This is a genomic window from Leisingera aquaemixtae, assembly GCF_001458395.1.
Lineage (GTDB): Bacteria > Pseudomonadota > Alphaproteobacteria > Rhodobacterales > Rhodobacteraceae > Leisingera > Leisingera aquaemixtae.
The window spans coordinates 248699-263520 of sequence record NZ_CYSR01000040.1 but is presented as its reverse complement, the minus strand read 5'-3'; the positions used below and the strand labels follow the sequence as shown (position 1 = coordinate 263520).

At 65.9% G+C, this 14822-nt stretch carries 15 protein-coding genes; 10 read left to right on the top strand and 5 right to left on the bottom strand.

From position 1 onward, the window contains the following. Nucleotides 1-15 precede the first annotated feature (15 nt). Together PHA8399_RS21405 and PHA8399_RS21400 are read left to right on the top strand one after the other, a co-directional pair. On the top strand, nucleotides 16-597 hold the full coding sequence (locus PHA8399_RS21405; RefSeq protein ID WP_058288098.1) for a retropepsin-like aspartic protease family protein: 582 nt from the start codon (nucleotides 16-18) through the stop codon (nucleotides 595-597). Between the two features lie 117 nt (nucleotides 598-714). Continuing rightward, nucleotides 715-1131 carry a globin domain-containing protein gene (locus PHA8399_RS21400; protein ID WP_058288097.1) on the top strand — a complete coding sequence of 139 codons (417 nt, stop codon included), beginning with the start codon at nucleotides 715-717 and terminating at the stop codon, nucleotides 1129-1131. A 19-nt stretch (nucleotides 1132-1150) separates the two neighbouring features. Here the strand turns inward: PHA8399_RS21400 and PHA8399_RS21395 are convergent, their stop codons facing one another. The 3 genes from PHA8399_RS21395 to PHA8399_RS21385 form a co-directional block, all read right to left on the bottom strand. Next, entirely contained in the window at nucleotides 1151-1702 is a 552-nt protein-coding gene (locus PHA8399_RS21395) for a CHAP domain-containing protein (RefSeq protein WP_058288096.1), read from the bottom strand. Nucleotides 1703-1837: 135 nt separating this feature from the next. Next, entirely contained in the window at nucleotides 1838-2296 is a 459-nt protein-coding gene (locus tag PHA8399_RS21390) for a DNA polymerase III subunit chi (protein WP_058288095.1), read from the bottom strand. A 6-nt stretch (nucleotides 2297-2302) separates the two neighbouring features. Beyond that, complete coding sequence (locus PHA8399_RS21385; protein ID WP_058288094.1) at nucleotides 2303-3778, bottom strand: leucyl aminopeptidase; 1476 nt, start codon at nucleotides 3776-3778, stop codon at nucleotides 2303-2305. A 202-nt stretch (nucleotides 3779-3980) separates the two neighbouring features. Between PHA8399_RS21385 and lptF the strand changes: the two genes are divergently transcribed. The 8 genes from lptF to PHA8399_RS21345 all read left to right on the top strand — a co-directional run bounded on the left by lptF (nucleotide 3981) and on the right by PHA8399_RS21345 (nucleotide 12964). Beyond that, on the top strand, nucleotides 3981-5099 hold the full coding sequence (gene lptF, locus PHA8399_RS21380; protein WP_058288093.1) for an LPS export ABC transporter permease LptF: 1119 nt from the start codon (nucleotides 3981-3983) through the stop codon (nucleotides 5097-5099). After that, nucleotides 5096-6199 (top strand): LPS export ABC transporter permease LptG, encoded by a 1104-nt coding sequence (lptG, locus tag PHA8399_RS21375; RefSeq protein WP_058288092.1) that lies wholly within the window; start codon nucleotides 5096-5098, stop codon nucleotides 6197-6199. The genes lptF and lptG overlap by 4 nt, the downstream gene beginning before the upstream one ends. Beyond that, a complete protein-coding gene (locus tag PHA8399_RS21370) occupies nucleotides 6183-8363 on the top strand; it encodes an LPS-assembly protein LptD (protein ID WP_208856358.1) in 2181 nt (726 codons plus the stop codon). Before lptG ends, PHA8399_RS21370 begins: the two co-directional genes overlap by 17 nt. Next, on the top strand, nucleotides 8348-9607 hold the full coding sequence (locus PHA8399_RS21365) for a peptidylprolyl isomerase (protein WP_058288091.1): 1260 nt from the start codon (nucleotides 8348-8350) through the stop codon (nucleotides 9605-9607). Before PHA8399_RS21370 ends, PHA8399_RS21365 begins: the two co-directional genes overlap by 16 nt. After that, the gene (gene pdxA, locus PHA8399_RS21360; protein WP_058288090.1) at nucleotides 9604-10575 is read left to right on the top strand and encodes a 4-hydroxythreonine-4-phosphate dehydrogenase PdxA; all 972 of its coding nucleotides are present in this window, start codon (nucleotides 9604-9606) and stop codon (nucleotides 10573-10575) included. Before PHA8399_RS21365 ends, pdxA begins: the two co-directional genes overlap by 4 nt. 84 nt (nucleotides 10576-10659) lie before the next feature. Continuing rightward, nucleotides 10660-11502, top strand: a complete 843-nt coding sequence (gene rsmA / locus PHA8399_RS21355; protein ID WP_058288089.1) for a 16S rRNA (adenine(1518)-N(6)/adenine(1519)-N(6))-dimethyltransferase RsmA — start codon at nucleotides 10660-10662, stop codon at nucleotides 11500-11502. 39 nt (nucleotides 11503-11541) lie between these two features. Continuing rightward, entirely contained in the window at nucleotides 11542-12327 is a 786-nt protein-coding gene (locus PHA8399_RS21350; protein WP_058288088.1) for a pyridoxine 5'-phosphate synthase, read from the top strand. A 97-nt stretch (nucleotides 12328-12424) separates the two neighbouring features. Next, nucleotides 12425-12964, top strand: a complete 540-nt coding sequence (locus PHA8399_RS21345; protein WP_058288173.1) for a GNAT family N-acetyltransferase — start codon at nucleotides 12425-12427, stop codon at nucleotides 12962-12964. A 106-nt stretch (nucleotides 12965-13070) separates the two neighbouring features. Here PHA8399_RS21345 and PHA8399_RS21340 read toward each other — a convergent pair whose 3' ends face one another. Both PHA8399_RS21340 and prmC read right to left on the bottom strand, forming a co-directional pair. After that, a complete protein-coding gene (locus PHA8399_RS21340) occupies nucleotides 13071-13754 on the bottom strand; it encodes a DUF4167 domain-containing protein (RefSeq protein ID WP_058288087.1) in 684 nt (227 codons plus the stop codon). A 214-nt stretch (nucleotides 13755-13968) separates the two neighbouring features. After that, nucleotides 13969-14820, bottom strand: coding sequence for a peptide chain release factor N(5)-glutamine methyltransferase (gene prmC, locus PHA8399_RS21335; RefSeq protein WP_208764530.1), 852 nt, complete (start codon nucleotides 14818-14820; stop codon nucleotides 13969-13971). Between the last annotated feature and the right edge of the window lie 2 nt (nucleotides 14821-14822).

Below are 14822 nucleotides of genomic sequence, written 5' to 3'. Positions count from 1 at the left end.
TCAGGAGGTGCGTAAATGGGCGACTATGAGATCGGGCGGTTCATCTATCTGGCGATCCTGCTGGTGGCGGTTGGCTCTTGGGTCTTCGTGCAAAACCGCGAAAGCCTGGGCAAAACGCTGCAGATGTTTGCCGTCTGGGGCTTCATTTTCCTCGGCGTCATCGCCTCTTACGGGCTGTGGCAGGACATCCGCCAGACCGTGCGCCCGCAGCAGAACGTGGCGGTGGATGGCGGCCGGGTCGAGGTGCCGCGCGCGCGCGACGGGCACTACTACCTGACACTGGACGTGAACGGCACCCCGATCGAGTTTCTGGTGGACACCGGCGCCAGCCAGGTCGTGCTGAACGAAAGCGACGCCCGGCGGGCCGGGATTGATACCGGAAACCTCGCCTATCTCGGCCGCGCCCAAACCGCCAATGGCGAAGTGCGCACCGCCTCTGTCTGGATTGATGAAATGTCGCTGGGCGGCATAACCGACACCGGCGTGCGTGTCTGGGTCAACAAGGGGGCGCTTGACCAGTCGCTGCTTGGGATGGGCTACTTGCAGCGCTGGTCCAGCATCGAGATCCGCAATGGCGCCCTGGTCCTGACGCGGTAACCGCTGCTGGCGGCACAGCTCCTCAATTCAGGTTATTGAGCCGGATCAAGGAATTCCGGCTCAATCGCTCCTAAGCTGGATGGCGACTGACACACCAGAAAGGAGCTTGATATCCCCGTGACAGATGCAGAACTGAAACAACTGACAGAAAGCTACAGCAAGCTGAAGGACGAGGCCGTCAGGGATCCCGCGTTTTTCTATGACGCGCTGTTCCGGCACGCGCCTGAGCTGCGGCAGCTTTTCCGGGAGGATCTGGAAGGCCAGGGCATGAAGTTCATGACAACGCTGGGCGTCATTCTTGCCAAGCTTGACGATGAATCCGCCGTCGACCCGCACTTTCAGGAACTCGGCAAAAGACACGCAAGCCTCGGCGTCCACACCTCTCATTTTGCCCCCATGGAGGAAGCACTGGTCGACTCCCTGCGCAACGCGCTGGGAGAAGAGTTCACCCCCGAGCTCGAAGCGCTGTGGCGCAGGGCCTTTGAGGAGATTTCCGCCCGGATGATCCAGCGCGGCGGCATTCAGAACAGCTGACAACTGCTCGCCTCATGCCTCACCCGGCGCCGGGCTGCGGCGAGATGAAGCCAAGGATGGGGTACACGCGCCCGAATGCGCCCGGATTGCTTTCCAGCCGCACAACGGACCAGTCATTGGCGGCCGACACATCTATCACCGCCATGCCCAGCGACACCTTGTTGCGGTGCCAATTGGCATGATTGACCTCGATCCGGCGGGAATCTTCGACCTTGGACACCACCGCAACATGGCCCAGCGGGTTTGAGCGGGTCGCCTGAAAGGCCATCACCGCGCCGGGCAGCGGCTGCTTCCCGCGGCTGAACTGACCATTGGCCTGTGACCACCAGGTCTTGGCATTGCCGTAAATCTCGATGCCGCTGGCGTTGCGCGCAAACGGCACGCACCACACCCGCTTGCCCTTGGACCGCAGGGAGCGGACTTCCTGAACCGCAAAGTCCAGACGCTCGGCGTCGACCTCGGCCCGGCCGACAGACCCGCCCTGGGGAGCGCCGCAATTTGCCAGCACCAGCAGTGCCGCCCCAACAACAGGCAGCAGCCGCGGCCGCAGAAACACACGCTTCGAAATCATCTGTCCCCCCAATGTCTGGATCTTTTGACGGGGAGGATTAATGCGCGAACCGCAGTCGCGCGAGCATTTCCTGCACAATTGAAATAAAACTGACGGGAACTGGCGGAAACCTGCCGATCTGCGGGGCGGGGCAGCCTATTTTTCTGCCTTCTTTTCCCAGCGCCCGCTTTCCTCGGACCAGTACTGGGCAGAGCAGCCGGCGTCTGTCAGGCTTTTCCACTGGGTGCGGGCGTGCTGCACGGCCTCCGGATCGGTGCCGTCAAACAGGATGCAGACCCGCTGCAGCGCCTGCACCTCTTCCGCGGTGACGGCGGCGCCATCCACAGCCATCACGCAATCGGGTGAATTGGCGGCCTCCGGCCCTGCCGTCAGCAGGACCGGCTGCAGCGCATCATGGGGGCCGCCCGCCAGGCCGTGGGCAGGGAAGCTTTCCTCCGGCCCCTGCCACAAACGGTCATCCAGCCAGGCCATGCGTTCGGGATCGCGCCCGCGCACCGCAATGCGCCAGCCCGCCCCGCGCGCCTTGTCCAGAAGGACCGGCAAGGTCTCCTCCAGCGGCCTGCGGGTCAGATGATAGAAATAGGCAGCCCCCATAAGTGTTTATTCCGCCTCGAACTTATCCGCGACCAAGCGGTTCAGCGCCATCACGCCCCAGCCGGTGGCGCCTTTGGGCGCGTAAGCGGTATCCGTCTTCACCGAGGCGACGCCCGCAATGTCCAGATGAATCCAGGGCATGCCGTCCTTGATGAAGCGCTGAAGGAACTGCGCCGCGGTGATTGAGCCCGCGGGCCGCCCGCCCACGTTCTTCATGTCGGCGATGCGCGATTTCAGCTGCTCGTCATAGGCCTTGCCCAAGGGCATCCGCCAAGCGCCCTCATCCTCGGCGCCGGCGGCCTTGAGAAAGGCATTGCAAAGGCCGTCGTCGTTGGAGAACACGCCGGCATTCTCATGCCCCAAACCGATGATGATGGCACCGGTCAGCGTTGCCAGGTCAATGACGCCCGCTGGCTTGAACCGCTCCTGCGCGTACCACAGCACATCACACAGCACCAAACGGCCTTCGGCGTCGGTGTTGATGATCTCCACCGTGTCGCCCTTCATCGACTTCACCACATCGCCCGGGCGGATGGCGTTGCCCGACGGCATGTTCTCCACCAGCCCGACGAGGCCCACCACATTGGCCTTGGCCTTGCGCAGCGCCAGCGCCTTCATGGTCCCGGTCACGACACCCGCGCCGCCCATGTCCATGGTCATCTCTTCCATGCCGGCCGCGGGCTTCAGGGAAATGCCGCCAGTGTCGAACACAACGCCCTTGCCGACCAGCGCCAGCAGCGCGGCATCCTTGGCGCCGCCCTTCCAGTGCATCACCGCCACCTTGGAGGGGCTGTCGGACCCCTGCCCGACACTCAACAGCGTGCGCATGCCCAGCTTCTCCAGATCCGCTTCTTCCAGGATCTCGACCTCCAGGCCGATCCCCTTCATTTCCTCGATGCGGCGGGCGAATTCCGTGGTGGTCAGCACATTGGCCGGCTCATTGATCAAATCGCGGGTCATATGAACGCCCTCGGCCACCGCCAGCAGCGGCGCGCAGGCGGCTTCCAGCTCCGAAGGCGCCTTGCAGGCGATCACCACCTCGCCCTTTGGCTTGTCGTCTTTCGGCGATTTGTGATTGTCGAACTCATAGTCCCGCAGCGCAATGCCCTGGGTCAGATCGGCGGCCTTGTTCATGCCGCCAGCCATCACCGTCAGACGCTTGCCCGCGGCCCCTTTGGCCAGATTGGCGCCTGCCTTGCGCGCCTCCACCGGCGTCAGCTTGCGCGGCAGCACCAGCACGTCCAGCGCCTCCGCCTGCATCCCCGCAGGCCAGCTCACAGAGATCACGTCGCCGGACTTCGCCTTCTTGAACCCCTCGGACCCGATCAGCCGGGCAATGGCGCCTTTGCTGAGCCGGTTGGCGCTGCGCGCCGCCTGATCCATGCTGCCCTCCAGCGTGACCATCACCGCCACGCGGCCGGTCATCTCTGCCAGCGCTTTGGGGTCGTATTCGGCAAAACGGATCGGGGTAAGACTGCTCATTTGTTGCGAACTCCTGCTGGTATCACCTGATTGTTGGCTCAAGAGGTATCCTGCGCAGCGGCGCTTGGCCAGACCTGGCCGTTCAGTCCGGTTATCTGCAATCCGCCGCCGATCCTGCTGCCTTGCGAGAATGCAGTTTTCCCCGCCAATCAAATCCACTAAGGTCCGGGAAAATAACAACGGCAAGGTCTGGGGGGATCGGGTGTCACGCTACGACAGATATGTGCTGTCACAGTATCTGCTCTTCTTCGGCTTCTTTGCCCTGATTCTGGTGGCCGTGTTCTGGGTCAACCGGGCGGTTGTGCTGTTTGACACGCTGATCGGCAACGGGCAGTCGGCCCTGGTGTTCCTGGAATTCACCGCGCTCACCCTGCCGAACCTGATCCGCATGGTGCTGCCGATCGCCACCTTCGGCGCCGCGGTCTGGGTCACCAACAGGCTGAACAGCGAGAGCGAGCTGACCGTGCTGCGCGCCACCGGCACCAGCCCCTGGCAGATGGCCAGGCCTGCGCTGGCCTTTGGCATCATCACAGCGCTGATGATGTCGGCGCTGACCCATTACCTGCTGCCCGCCTCGATCAACCAGCTGGAAGAGCGCGAGAGCGAGGTGTCCCGCAACATCACCGCCAAGCTGCTGAGCGAGGGGGACTTCCTGCATCCCGCCGAAGGCGTCACCTTCTACATCCGCCAGATTGACCCCGACGGCACCCTGAACGACGTGTTCCTGTCGGACCGCCGCGACCCGGCGGTAACCGTCACCTATACCGGCGCCCGCGCCTTTCTGGTGCGCGACGAAGGCAGCGCGCATCTGATCATGGTAGAGGGCATGGCGCAGCGGCTGGACCACAAGACGCAGCGGATGTCGACCACGTTCTTTTCTGATTTCTCATACGATATCAGCGCCCTGGCGCGCAAAGCTGAGAACCCGGCCCGCAACATCCGCTCCATCCCCAGCCTGGAGCTGATGACCGGCACAGAGACTGTGACCCGCACTGACGGCTATTCCGCCGGTGCCCAGGCGGAGGAGCTGCACCTGCGCTTTGCCCGCGCGCTGGTGTGCGTGGCCGTGGCCCTGATCGGATTTTCGGCGCTGATGCTGGGCACGTTCTCCCGCTTCGGCGTCTGGCGGCAGGCCTTCCTTGCCTTTGTCGTGTTGATCTTTGTCGAAGGCCTGCGCGGCGTGGTGTCGGAACCGGTGCTGGACAACCCCGGCCTGTGGCCGCTGATCTACCTGCCCACCCTGCTGGGTCTGGGCGTGGCGCTGATCTTTCTGATCCTGGCCTCGCGGCCCAAGCGCATCCGGCAGGAGGTCTCCGCATGAAGCTGGATCTCTATTACGCGCGCCGCTTCCTGCAATGGTTCCTGGTGATCTGCGCGGTTCTGATGACGCTGGTCATTCTGATCGACCTGAACGAGCAGATCCGCCGCTTCGAAGGGGCCAGCCTCGGCCTGCCGCAGCTGGTTGGCCTCAGCCTGCTGAACATCCCGGCCGCGCTCAGTGAGTTCCTGCCGCTGATCATGATCCTGACCACCATCGTGCTGTTTGTCGGCCTGGCCCGCAGCAGCGAACTGGTGGTGACCCGCGCCATTGGCCGCTCCGGCATCCGGGCGCTGGCGGCGCCGGTGCTGGCGGCGGCAGGGATCGGAGTTCTGGCTGTCACCATGCTGAACCCGATCGCGGCGGCCACTGCCAACCGTTACCAGGATCTGGCCGAAACCTATCACAATGGCGGCCCCTCTGCGCTGTCGCTCAGCGGCGAGGGCCTGTGGCTGCGCCAGGGCGGCGCCCGCGGCCAGTCGGTCATTCACGCCAAGGGCTACAGCGGTGATGCCGCCGACATCACCCTTCATGACGTGTCGATCCATGCCTACAGCACCGCCGGCGGACCGGTGCGCCGCATCATCGCCAAAAGCGCCCGGCTGGACGGCAGCAACTGGATCCTGACCAATGCCAAATCCTGGCCGCTAACGGCCGGCATTAACCCGGAAGCCGGCGCCGCTTCGCATGACGAGCTGCAGCTGCCCACGACGCTGACCACCGACCGCATCCGCGACACGCTGGGCACCGCCAGCGGTATTTCGATCTACGACCTGCCCGCCACCATCCGCGAGCTGTCTGCCGCGGGCTTCACCACCAAGCGCTATGAAGTGCGCTATCAGGCAGAACTGGCCCGGCCGCTGTTCCTGATCGCCATGGTGCTGGTCGGCGCCTCCTTCACCATGCGGCACGCCCGCTTTGGCGGCACCGGCCTGGCGGTGCTGATGGCGGTGCTGCTGGGTTTTGGGCTTTATTTCATCCGCAATTTCGCGCAAATCCTTGGCGAGAACGGGCAAATCCCGGTGGCCCTGGCCGCCTGGGCGCCGCCCGCTGCTGCAATATTGTTGACCTTGGGACTGCTTCTCCATGCCGAAGACGGGTAACCTGCGCCGGGCGCTGCTTCTTTCCGCCGTGCTGCCGTGGCTGGCGCTGACAGCCCCTGCCCTGCAGGCGCAGACCGCGGCGCCGCCCGATCCGGCGCAGCCTGCGATGCTGGTGGCAGATCAGGTCTTCATCACCCCGGACCGCACCCTGGTCGCCGAAGGCAACGTCGAGGCATTTCAAGGCAATATCCGGCTGCGCGCCCGCAAGATCACCTTTGACCAAACCAACGGCACGCTGCAGATCGAAGGCCCGATCCGGATCGACCAGAATGGCGGCATCACCATCCTGGCCAATGCTGCCGAGCTGGACCGCGACCTGCGCAACGGCCTGCTGACCGGCGCCCGCATGGTGTTCCAGCAGCAGCTGCAGCTGGCTTCGCTGCAGATGACCCGGGTCAGCGGCCGCTACACCCAGCTCTACAAAACCGCCGTCACCTCCTGCCATGTCTGCGACGACGGCCGCCCGCCGCTCTGGCAGATCCGGGCTGAGCGGGTGATCCACGACCAGCAGGAACGCCAGCTGTATTTCGAAAGCGCCCAGCTCAGGGTGCTGGATGTGCCGGTGTTCTACTTCCCGGCGATCCGCCTGCCGGATCCCTCGCTGGAACGCGCCAGCGGGTTCCTGGTGCCCTCGGTGCGCTCCACCTCGAACCTGGGCACCGGGATCAAGGTGCCGTATTTCTTCACGCTGGGTCCCCACCGCGATTTGACGCTGGCCCCTTATATCTCCTCCAGCACCCAGACGCTGGATATACGCTACCGCCAGGCGTTCCGCCGCGGCAGGATCGAATTCAATGCCGCCTATACCCGCGACGACCTGTTCTCCGGTGAGGACCGCGGTTATGTCTTCGGCGAGGGCCAGTTCGACCTGCCGCGCGATTTCCGCTTCACCTTCGACGTTAAGGCGGTCTCGGACGACGCCTATGTCGCGGACTACGGCCTGCCCGATCTGGACCGCCTGCGGTCCGAGGCGGTACTGACCCGGTCCAAGCGCGACAGCCTGTTCCGCACCTCGTTCACCCATTACAAGACCCTGCGCGACAGCGAGGAGCAGAGCGATATCCCCTCCGGCATCGCCGAAGCCTTTTACCAGACCCGCTATTTCCCGGCCCTCACCGGCGGCGAGCTGCGGCTGACGCTGCAGGGCCACGGCCACCACCGCAGCTCCAGCATCGAAGGTGATGAAGAATTCAGTAACGGCCGCGACCTGTCCCGGCTGACCGCTGACCTCGACTGGCGCCGCAGCTGGCGCCTGGGCTACGGCATCCTCGCGGAATGGGAGATCGGTGCCGCCGGCGACGCCTTCCGCGCCTACGACGACGCTGTCTTCACCGAAGAAGTCACCCGCCTCACCCCGCGCAGCGCGCTTACCCTGCGCCTGCCGATGATCCGCCGCGAAGCCGGCGGCGCCAGCCAGTACCTGGAGCCGATCCTGCAGCTGGGCTGGCGCGACGAGGGCGGCGGCAACGTGGTCAGCGAGGAAAGCCGCTTTGTCGAATTCGATCAGGGCAACCTGCTGTCACTGTCGCGCTTCCCTGCAAACGACGCCCGCGAAGACGGGCTGACCCTGGTCTACGGCGCCAACTGGGCCCGCTATGCGCCCACCGGCTGGCAGGCCTACGCCACCGCGGGCCAAGTGCTGCGCAGCGACGGTGACGACCGCTTCACCAAAAGCTCGGGCCTGGGCGGCAGCACATCGGATATCCTGCTGGCGGGCCAGATCAAATACGGCGACAGCCTGGCGATCTCCACCCGCGGCCTGCTGAACGGTTCGCTCAACTTCTCCAAGGCGGAGCTCCGCGGTGAATGGCACACCAGCCGCTCCAGCCTTGCCGGCACCTACCTGTGGCTGGGCACCGACCCGGATGAAGACCGGGACGAGGAAAGCTCGGAACTGTGGGTGGACGGACGCTACGACATCAACCCCAACTGGTCTGCCAGTGCCCGGCTGCGTTATGACATCGCCGGCGCCCAGGCCACCCGCGCGGGCCTTGGCGTGGCCTACAGCAACGAATGCGTGACGGTCGACGTTTCGGTCAACCGCCGCTATACCTCAACAACAAGTGTTGAGCCGACAACGGATTTCGGCTTTACCATCTCGCTGAGCGGATTTTCCGTAAAAAGCGGCAGCAAACAGTACAGGCGGTCATGCAGCAAGACGTGAATACCCGGTTCCCGGCTCCCTTCCTTTCCCGTGCTCTCAGAACTGCGGCCGCGCTGGCGCTGGCCGCAGGGCTCGCCTGGAGCGGCCTGCCCGCGGGCGCACAGAACCTTTTTGCTCCGGCCATCACCGTGAATGATCAGGTCATCACCCGGTATGAGCTGGACCAGCGCGCACGCTTCCAGGCCGCGCTGCGGGTTCCGGGCGATCCGCTGGAAACCGCCCGCGAGGAGCTGATCAATGACCGGCTCAAGCTGATGGTGCTGAAGCAGGCCGGAATTGAGCTGAGCGAAGAAGACATCACCGCGGGCATGGAAGAACTGGCCGGGCGCGCCAACCTGTCGCTCAACGAGTTTCTGACCGTATTGCAGCAGCAGGGCGTTGCGCCGCAGACGCTGCGCGATTTCACCAAGGTCGGGCTTGGCTGGCGCGAATACACGCGCGCCCGCTTCCTCTCCCGCGCCCGGCCCACACCAGAGGAAATCGACCGCGCCATGGGCACCGCCGGCACCGGCAGCGTCCAGGTTCTGCTGAGCGAATTCATCGTGCCGCTCAACGACCAGAACGCCGCCCAGGTCGAAGAACTGGTGGAGCAGGTCGCCAAGCTCAAGGGCTATGACAGCTTCTCAGCCGCCGCCGCCCAGTATTCGGCGGCAGGCAGCCGCGGCGATGGCGGCCGCCTGCCCTGGATGCCGCTGACCAAGCTGCCGCCGCAGTTGCAAGAGGTTGTGCTGGCGCTGCAGCCGGGCGAAGTGTCCGAGCCGCTGCCGCTGCAGGGCGCGGTGGCGCTGTTCCAGATGCGCGGCCTGCGCGAGGTGGAGGGCGCGGCCCCGCGCTTCTCCGCCATTGAATATGCCACCTATTTCCTGCCCGGCGGGCGCACGCCCGAAGCTCTGGCCGCCGCGCAGCAGGTGGTGAACAGCGTCGACACCTGCGAGGACTTCTATGGCCTGGCGCAAGGGCAGGATCCGTCTGTTCTGGCGGTCGAAAGCCTGCCGCCCGCGGAGATCCCCAGCGATATCGCGCTGGAGCTGGCCAAGCTGGACCCGGGCGAGACCTCCACCGCGCTGACCCGCAACAACGGCCAGACCCTGATGGTACTGATGCTCTGCGGCCGCACCGCCGACCTTGGCGAGGGCGCAAACCGCGAAACCGTGGCGAATGCGCTTACGGGGCAGCGGTTGACTTCGCTGGTCGACAGCTACCTGGAGCAGCTGCGCGCGGATGCGCGGATCGACATCAAATGAACCGGCCCGGGCCCATTGCGCTCAGCTGCGGCGAGCCCGCAGGCATCGGCCCGGAGATCGCCGTCAAGGCCTGGGACGCCCTGCGCGCCGCCTGCCCGTTCTTCTGGATCGGCGACCCGCGCCACCTGCCCGCCGGCACTCCGATCCGGGAAATTACCGCCCCGGCAGAGGCCGCAGCCGCCTGCGCAGACCGCTTTCCGGTGCTGCCCCTCGCCTTTGGCGGCAATACCGTGAAGGGCACCGCCGACCCGGCCAACGCGGCCGGTGTGATCCAGTCCATCGAAACCGCCGTCCGGCTGGTCCAGCAGGGTGAGGCCTCCGCGGTCTGCACCGCTCCCATCCACAAGAAGGCGCTGATCGACGGCGCAGGCTTTGCCTACCCCGGACATACCGAATTTCTTGCCGCCCTCGCAGGCCGCGACCGCGTGGTGATGATGCTGGCCAGCGAACAGCTGCGGGTGGTGCCTGCCACCATCCACATCGCGCTTGCGGACGTGCCCAAGGTGCTGACCCCGGGCCTGCTGCGCGAAACCATCGAAATCACCGCCGCCGGGCTGCGCGATCAATTCGGCATCGCGTCCCCCCGCATCGCCGTCGCGGGACTGAACCCGCACGCGGGCGAAGGCGGCGCCATGGGGACCGAGGAGCTGGACTGGATCAACGGCCTGATCAGCGGGATGCAGGACGAGGGGCTGGCGGTCACCGGCCCGCACCCGGCCGACACCTTGTTCCACGCCGCCGCCCGCGCCCGCTATGACGCGGCGGTCTGCATGTACCACGACCAGGCGCTGATCCCGATCAAGACGCTCGACTTCGACCGCGGCGTCAACGTGACCCTAGGCCTGCCCTTCATTCGCACCTCGCCCGACCACGGCACCGCCTTCGACATCGCAGGCACCGGCCAGGCCAGCCCGGCCAGCCTGATCGAAGCCCTAAAGCTGGCGCAGCGCATGGCCGCCAGCCCTTGATTCTTCTTCTGGCGGGAAATATCCCCGCCGGAGGCATGAAAGTTCCGGCGCGCCGCCCGCGCCCTGTCCCAAGGTCCAGATGACATGAGCGCTATCGACAGCCTTCCCCCCTTGCGCGAGGTGATCGCGACGCATCAGCTGTCCGCGCGCAAGTCATTGGGCCAGAACTTCCTGCTCGATCTGAACCTGACCGCCAAGATCGCCCGCCAGGCCGGCGACCTCACCGGCTGCGACGTGCTGGAGATCGGCCCCGGCCCCGGCGGCCTCACCCGCGGACTGCTGGCCGAGGGCGCCCGCCGGGTGCTGGCGGTGGAGAAGGACAGCCGCTGCCTGCCGGCGCTGCAGGAAATCGCGGACGCCTACCCGGGCCGGTTCGAAGTGATCAACGGCGACGCGCTGGAGATCGACCCGCTCGAATATCTGACGCCGCCGATCCGCATCGCGGCCAACCTGCCCTACAACGTCGGCACCGAACTCCTGGTGCGCTGGCTGACGCCCAAGGAATGGCCGCCCTTCTGGGAAAGCCTCACCCTGATGTTCCAGCGCGAGGTGGCCGAGCGCATCGTGGCTCAGCCCGGCTCCAAGGCCTATGGCCGCCTGGCGATTCTGGCCCAATGGCGCGCCGAAGCCCGCATCGTGCTGTCGCTGCCGCCCGGCGCGTTCACACCGCCGCCCAAGGTCTCCAGCGCGGTGGTGCATCTCGACGCCCTGCCCGAGCCGCGCTTCCCGGCCGATGCCGCGATCCTGTCGCGGGTGGTGGCTGCCGCCTTCAACCAGCGCCGCAAGATGCTGCGCGCCTCGCTCAAGGGGATCTCCCCCGACATAGAGGCGCATCTGACCGCCGCCGGCATCCCGCCGACCGAGCGCGCGGAACAGGTCAGCCTTGAGGCCTTCTGCGCGCTGGCCCGCGAGCTGGCCAAGGCCTGAGCCCTATCCCCGAAGTCTTTGCCGGAGCCAGATTCCCCGATGACCCAACCGGTTTCCTCCCGCCCGACCCTGCTGTCCGTGAACGTCAACGCGGTTGCCTATCTGCGCAACCGGCGCGAGGTGCCCTGGCCCAACCTGACCGACATCGCCCGCGCCATCCTGCAGGCCGGCGCCCATGGCATCACCGTGCATCCGCGCCCGGATGAGCGCCATATCCGGTTTTCGGACCTGCCGAACCTTTCCCGCCTGATCGCAGAGGAGTTCCCGCAGGCGGAGTTCAACATCGAAGGCTACCCGACCCGCCATTTCATCGACCTGGTGCTGGAGAACAAACCGCATCAGGTGACGCTGGTGCCCGACACGCCCGAACAGTCCACTTCCGACCACGGCTGGGACTTTGCTGCCGATGGCGGGATGCTTTTGCCCGTCGCGCAGGAGTTCAAGGCCGCGGGCATCCGGGTCTCCTATTTCGTGGACGCCAACCCGGCGGACCCCGCGCTGGCGCAGCAGGCAGGCGCGGACCGGATCGAATTCTACACCGGGCCTTACGCCAATCAGACCAGCCCGGACGCCACCGGCCGGGAACTGGCCAGGATCAAGGCCACCGCCGACGCCGCCCGCCAGCTTGGCACGGCGGGCGCCAGCCCTGCGCTGATGATGAATGCCGGCCACGACCTGACCATGGACAACCTGCCCGCCCTGCGCCAGGCCATCCCGGATCTGGCCGAAGTCTCCATCGGCCACGCAATCACCGCAGATGCGCTCATGCTGGGCTTTCCGGAGGCGGTCCGCCGCTACCTGCGGGTGCTGGGCCAGGCGGCGTAACCGCCCGGCGGTCCAAGCCGGTGCGGATCTTGACGGCACGCCCCCCGGCTGCCTTATGCTGCCTGCAACAGCCAGCCAGCAAATGCAGGAGCGGCGGATGGAGTTTTTATCAGAATACCGCGGCCACACCCGCGAAATCATCGGTCTTTTCCGTGCGGCCTTTACCGCATCGGAGGGCGAAGCCGAAGGCGGCCTGATCGCGGGCCTGGTCCGCGATATCTTCGCCAAAACGCCGGATCAGGACCTGTTTGTCTTTTCGGCCTGGGACGGCAGCACGCTTACCGGCTGCATCATGTTCTCGCGGCTGCGCTATGATCAGGACAGCCGCACGGTCTTCCTCCTGTCGCCGGTTGCCGTATCGCCCAGCCGGCAAAGGCAGGGGATCGGGCAAGCGCTGCTCAAACACGGGCTGAGCAGGATCCGCGAACACGGCGTGGACGTTGCCGTCACCTACGGCGATCCCGCCTATTACGGCAAGACCGGGTTCCGCCAGATAACCGAGGCGCAGGCCGCGGCCCCCTTGCCGCTGCGCTTCCCGGAGGGATGGCTGGCGCAACCGCTCAGCGGCGCAGAGCTTGCGCCCCTGCGCGGCCCGTCATCCTGCATCGAGGCCCTTAACAACCCGGACTACTGGTAGCCCAAGCTGCAAAACTGGGATTTCTCCCGCAACAGCCGCTCACCAAAACAAAGACCCCTGGCGCCATCGGCACCGGGGGTCCTTCGCTGTTCTGGTTTTGCGCCGCTTATTCAGCAGCTTCAGCCGGGCCGTCTTCGGTCTTGGGCTTCGGCTTCGCGCGCGGGCGGCTGGTTTTCTTCGGCGCGGGTTTTGCCTCCGCATCGCCGCCGCCGTCGCTGGCCTCTGCCGTGTCATCCCCTTTGGATGCCGGCTTGCGGGTCCGCGGCTTGCGGGCCGGGGCCTTTTTCGGCGCGGCCTCAGCCGCAGCATCCGAAGGTGCCGACTGGCTTTCCGGTGTCTCGACAAGACCGCTGTCAGCGCCGTTGCCGTTATCGCCGCGCGGGTCGATCACCTCGGGCTGCGGGCTGCCGGCCGGGTCTGCCGACGGAGCAGCCGATGCGGCCTCACGCTCCTGGCGCTCCAGCCGTTCGGCCCGCTCGCGGTCGCGCTCGGCCTGGCGTTCACGGTTCTGCCGCTCCTGCTCCTCGCGGCGCGCCTCGATCTCGCGCTGTGCTTCATTCAGCATGCGCAGGTAATGCTCGGCGTGCTGCTGAAAGTTCTCAGCGGCAACCCGGTCATTGCTCAGCTGCGCATCGCGGGCCAGTTGATTGTATTTGTCGATGATCTGCTGGGGCGTTCCGCGCACCTTGCCTTCGGGACCGGAGCTGTCGAACACGCGGTTGACAACATTGGCGCCATTGGGACGGTTCCGGTTCGACTTGGAACGTGAACGTGATTTGGACGATCTCATATGCCTAACGTAAGCCTTGAGTTAATGCGCCGTAGACCCATATCGTGCGCGCCTCAACGCCGGATCATAAGCTTTTTTGGGCTTGATGCCGCGGGAAGGCTTCGAGAGCTTTCTCCTAAAGCGGCTCCTTCTGAGTAACCATTTTCCGCAGCCCCAGACAAGGGGCACAATGGTATTTTCTGTGTTTTTTCTTTCGAATTCGCGAATTTCCGTGTCAAACGCCGCTCTTTACGCTGGAATGCGCCCGCACCACCCGGTCGCGCCCGTCCAGATCCTGCAGCACGGCAATGCCGCTCAGACCGGCCTCTTCCAGCAGCGCGCTGACCGCCTGGCCTTGCGACGGCCCGATTTCCAGCAGCACCCGCCCGCCTGGCGCCAGATGCCCGGCCACTTGCGCGGCGATCCGCCGGTAGGCCCCCAGCCCGTCGCCGCCATCGGTCAGCGCAATACCGGGCTCATGCCCGCGTACCTCCGCCGACAGGCCTTCCATCTCGTCCAGCGCGATATAGGGCGGGTTCGAGACGATCAGGTCGAACTGTCCTTCAACCGCCTCAAACCAGTCGGATTGCCGGATATCGGCCCGCGCCTGAACCCGGTGCAGCACCGCGTTGGCGCTGGCCTGCAGGCAGGCCGCCTCGCTGATATCCACCCCCAGCCCAGTCGCCTCCTGCCGCTCGGCCAGAAGCGTCACCAGAATGCAGCCGGAGCCGACGCCAAGGTCCAGAACCCGGCTGTAAGGCTCTGCCAGCGCCGCCTCGACCAGTATCTCGGTCTCGGGCCGCGGGTCCAGAACATCGCGCGACACCTTGAAGCGGCGGCCGTAAAACTCCCGCTCGCCGATCAGATGCGAGACCGGCACCCGCACCGCCCGCAGCGCAATCAGCTGCTCATAGCGCTCGGCCACCTCCGGCGCCAGCTCCTCCGGCGCGATCAGCGTCACCCGGCTGGCCTCGATGCGGGCCGCATGGGCCAGCAGCACCCGTGCATCCCGCGCCGGATCCGGCACCCCTGCCGCCCGCAGCCGCGCCGTTGCAGCCGCCATCGCCTGTGCCGCGGTCTCTGCCATGC

Excerpts from the sequence above, each read along its gene's own strand:
- PHA8399_RS21405 (WP_058288098.1), top strand. The coding sequence starts at position 16 with ATGGGCGACTATGAGATCGGGCGGTTCATCTATCTGGCGATCCTGCTG.
- PHA8399_RS21395 (WP_058288096.1), bottom strand. The coding sequence starts at position 1,702 with ATGATTTCGAAGCGTGTGTTTCTGCGGCCGCGGCTGCTGCCTGTTGTT.
- PHA8399_RS21390 (WP_058288095.1), bottom strand. The coding sequence starts at position 2,296 with ATGGGGGCTGCCTATTTCTATCATCTGACCCGCAGGCCGCTGGAGGAG.
- PHA8399_RS21385 (WP_058288094.1), bottom strand. The coding sequence starts at position 3,778 with ATGAGCAGTCTTACCCCGATCCGTTTTGCCGAATACGACCCCAAAGCG.
- lptG (WP_058288092.1), top strand. The coding sequence starts at position 5,096 with ATGAAGCTGGATCTCTATTACGCGCGCCGCTTCCTGCAATGGTTCCTG.
- PHA8399_RS21370 (WP_208856358.1), top strand. The coding sequence starts at position 6,183 with ATGCCGAAGACGGGTAACCTGCGCCGGGCGCTGCTTCTTTCCGCCGTG.
- PHA8399_RS21365 (WP_058288091.1), top strand. The coding sequence starts at position 8,348 with ATGCAGCAAGACGTGAATACCCGGTTCCCGGCTCCCTTCCTTTCCCGT.
- pdxA (WP_058288090.1), top strand. The coding sequence starts at position 9,604 with ATGAACCGGCCCGGGCCCATTGCGCTCAGCTGCGGCGAGCCCGCAGGC.
- rsmA (WP_058288089.1), top strand. The coding sequence starts at position 10,660 with ATGAGCGCTATCGACAGCCTTCCCCCCTTGCGCGAGGTGATCGCGACG.
- PHA8399_RS21350 (WP_058288088.1), top strand. The coding sequence starts at position 11,542 with ATGACCCAACCGGTTTCCTCCCGCCCGACCCTGCTGTCCGTGAACGTC.
- PHA8399_RS21345 (WP_058288173.1), top strand. The coding sequence starts at position 12,425 with ATGGAGTTTTTATCAGAATACCGCGGCCACACCCGCGAAATCATCGGT.
- PHA8399_RS21340 (WP_058288087.1), bottom strand. The coding sequence starts at position 13,754 with ATGAGATCGTCCAAATCACGTTCACGTTCCAAGTCGAACCGGAACCGT.
- prmC (WP_208764530.1), bottom strand. The coding sequence starts at position 14,820 with ATGGCAGAGACCGCGGCACAGGCGATGGCGGCTGCAACGGCGCGGCTG.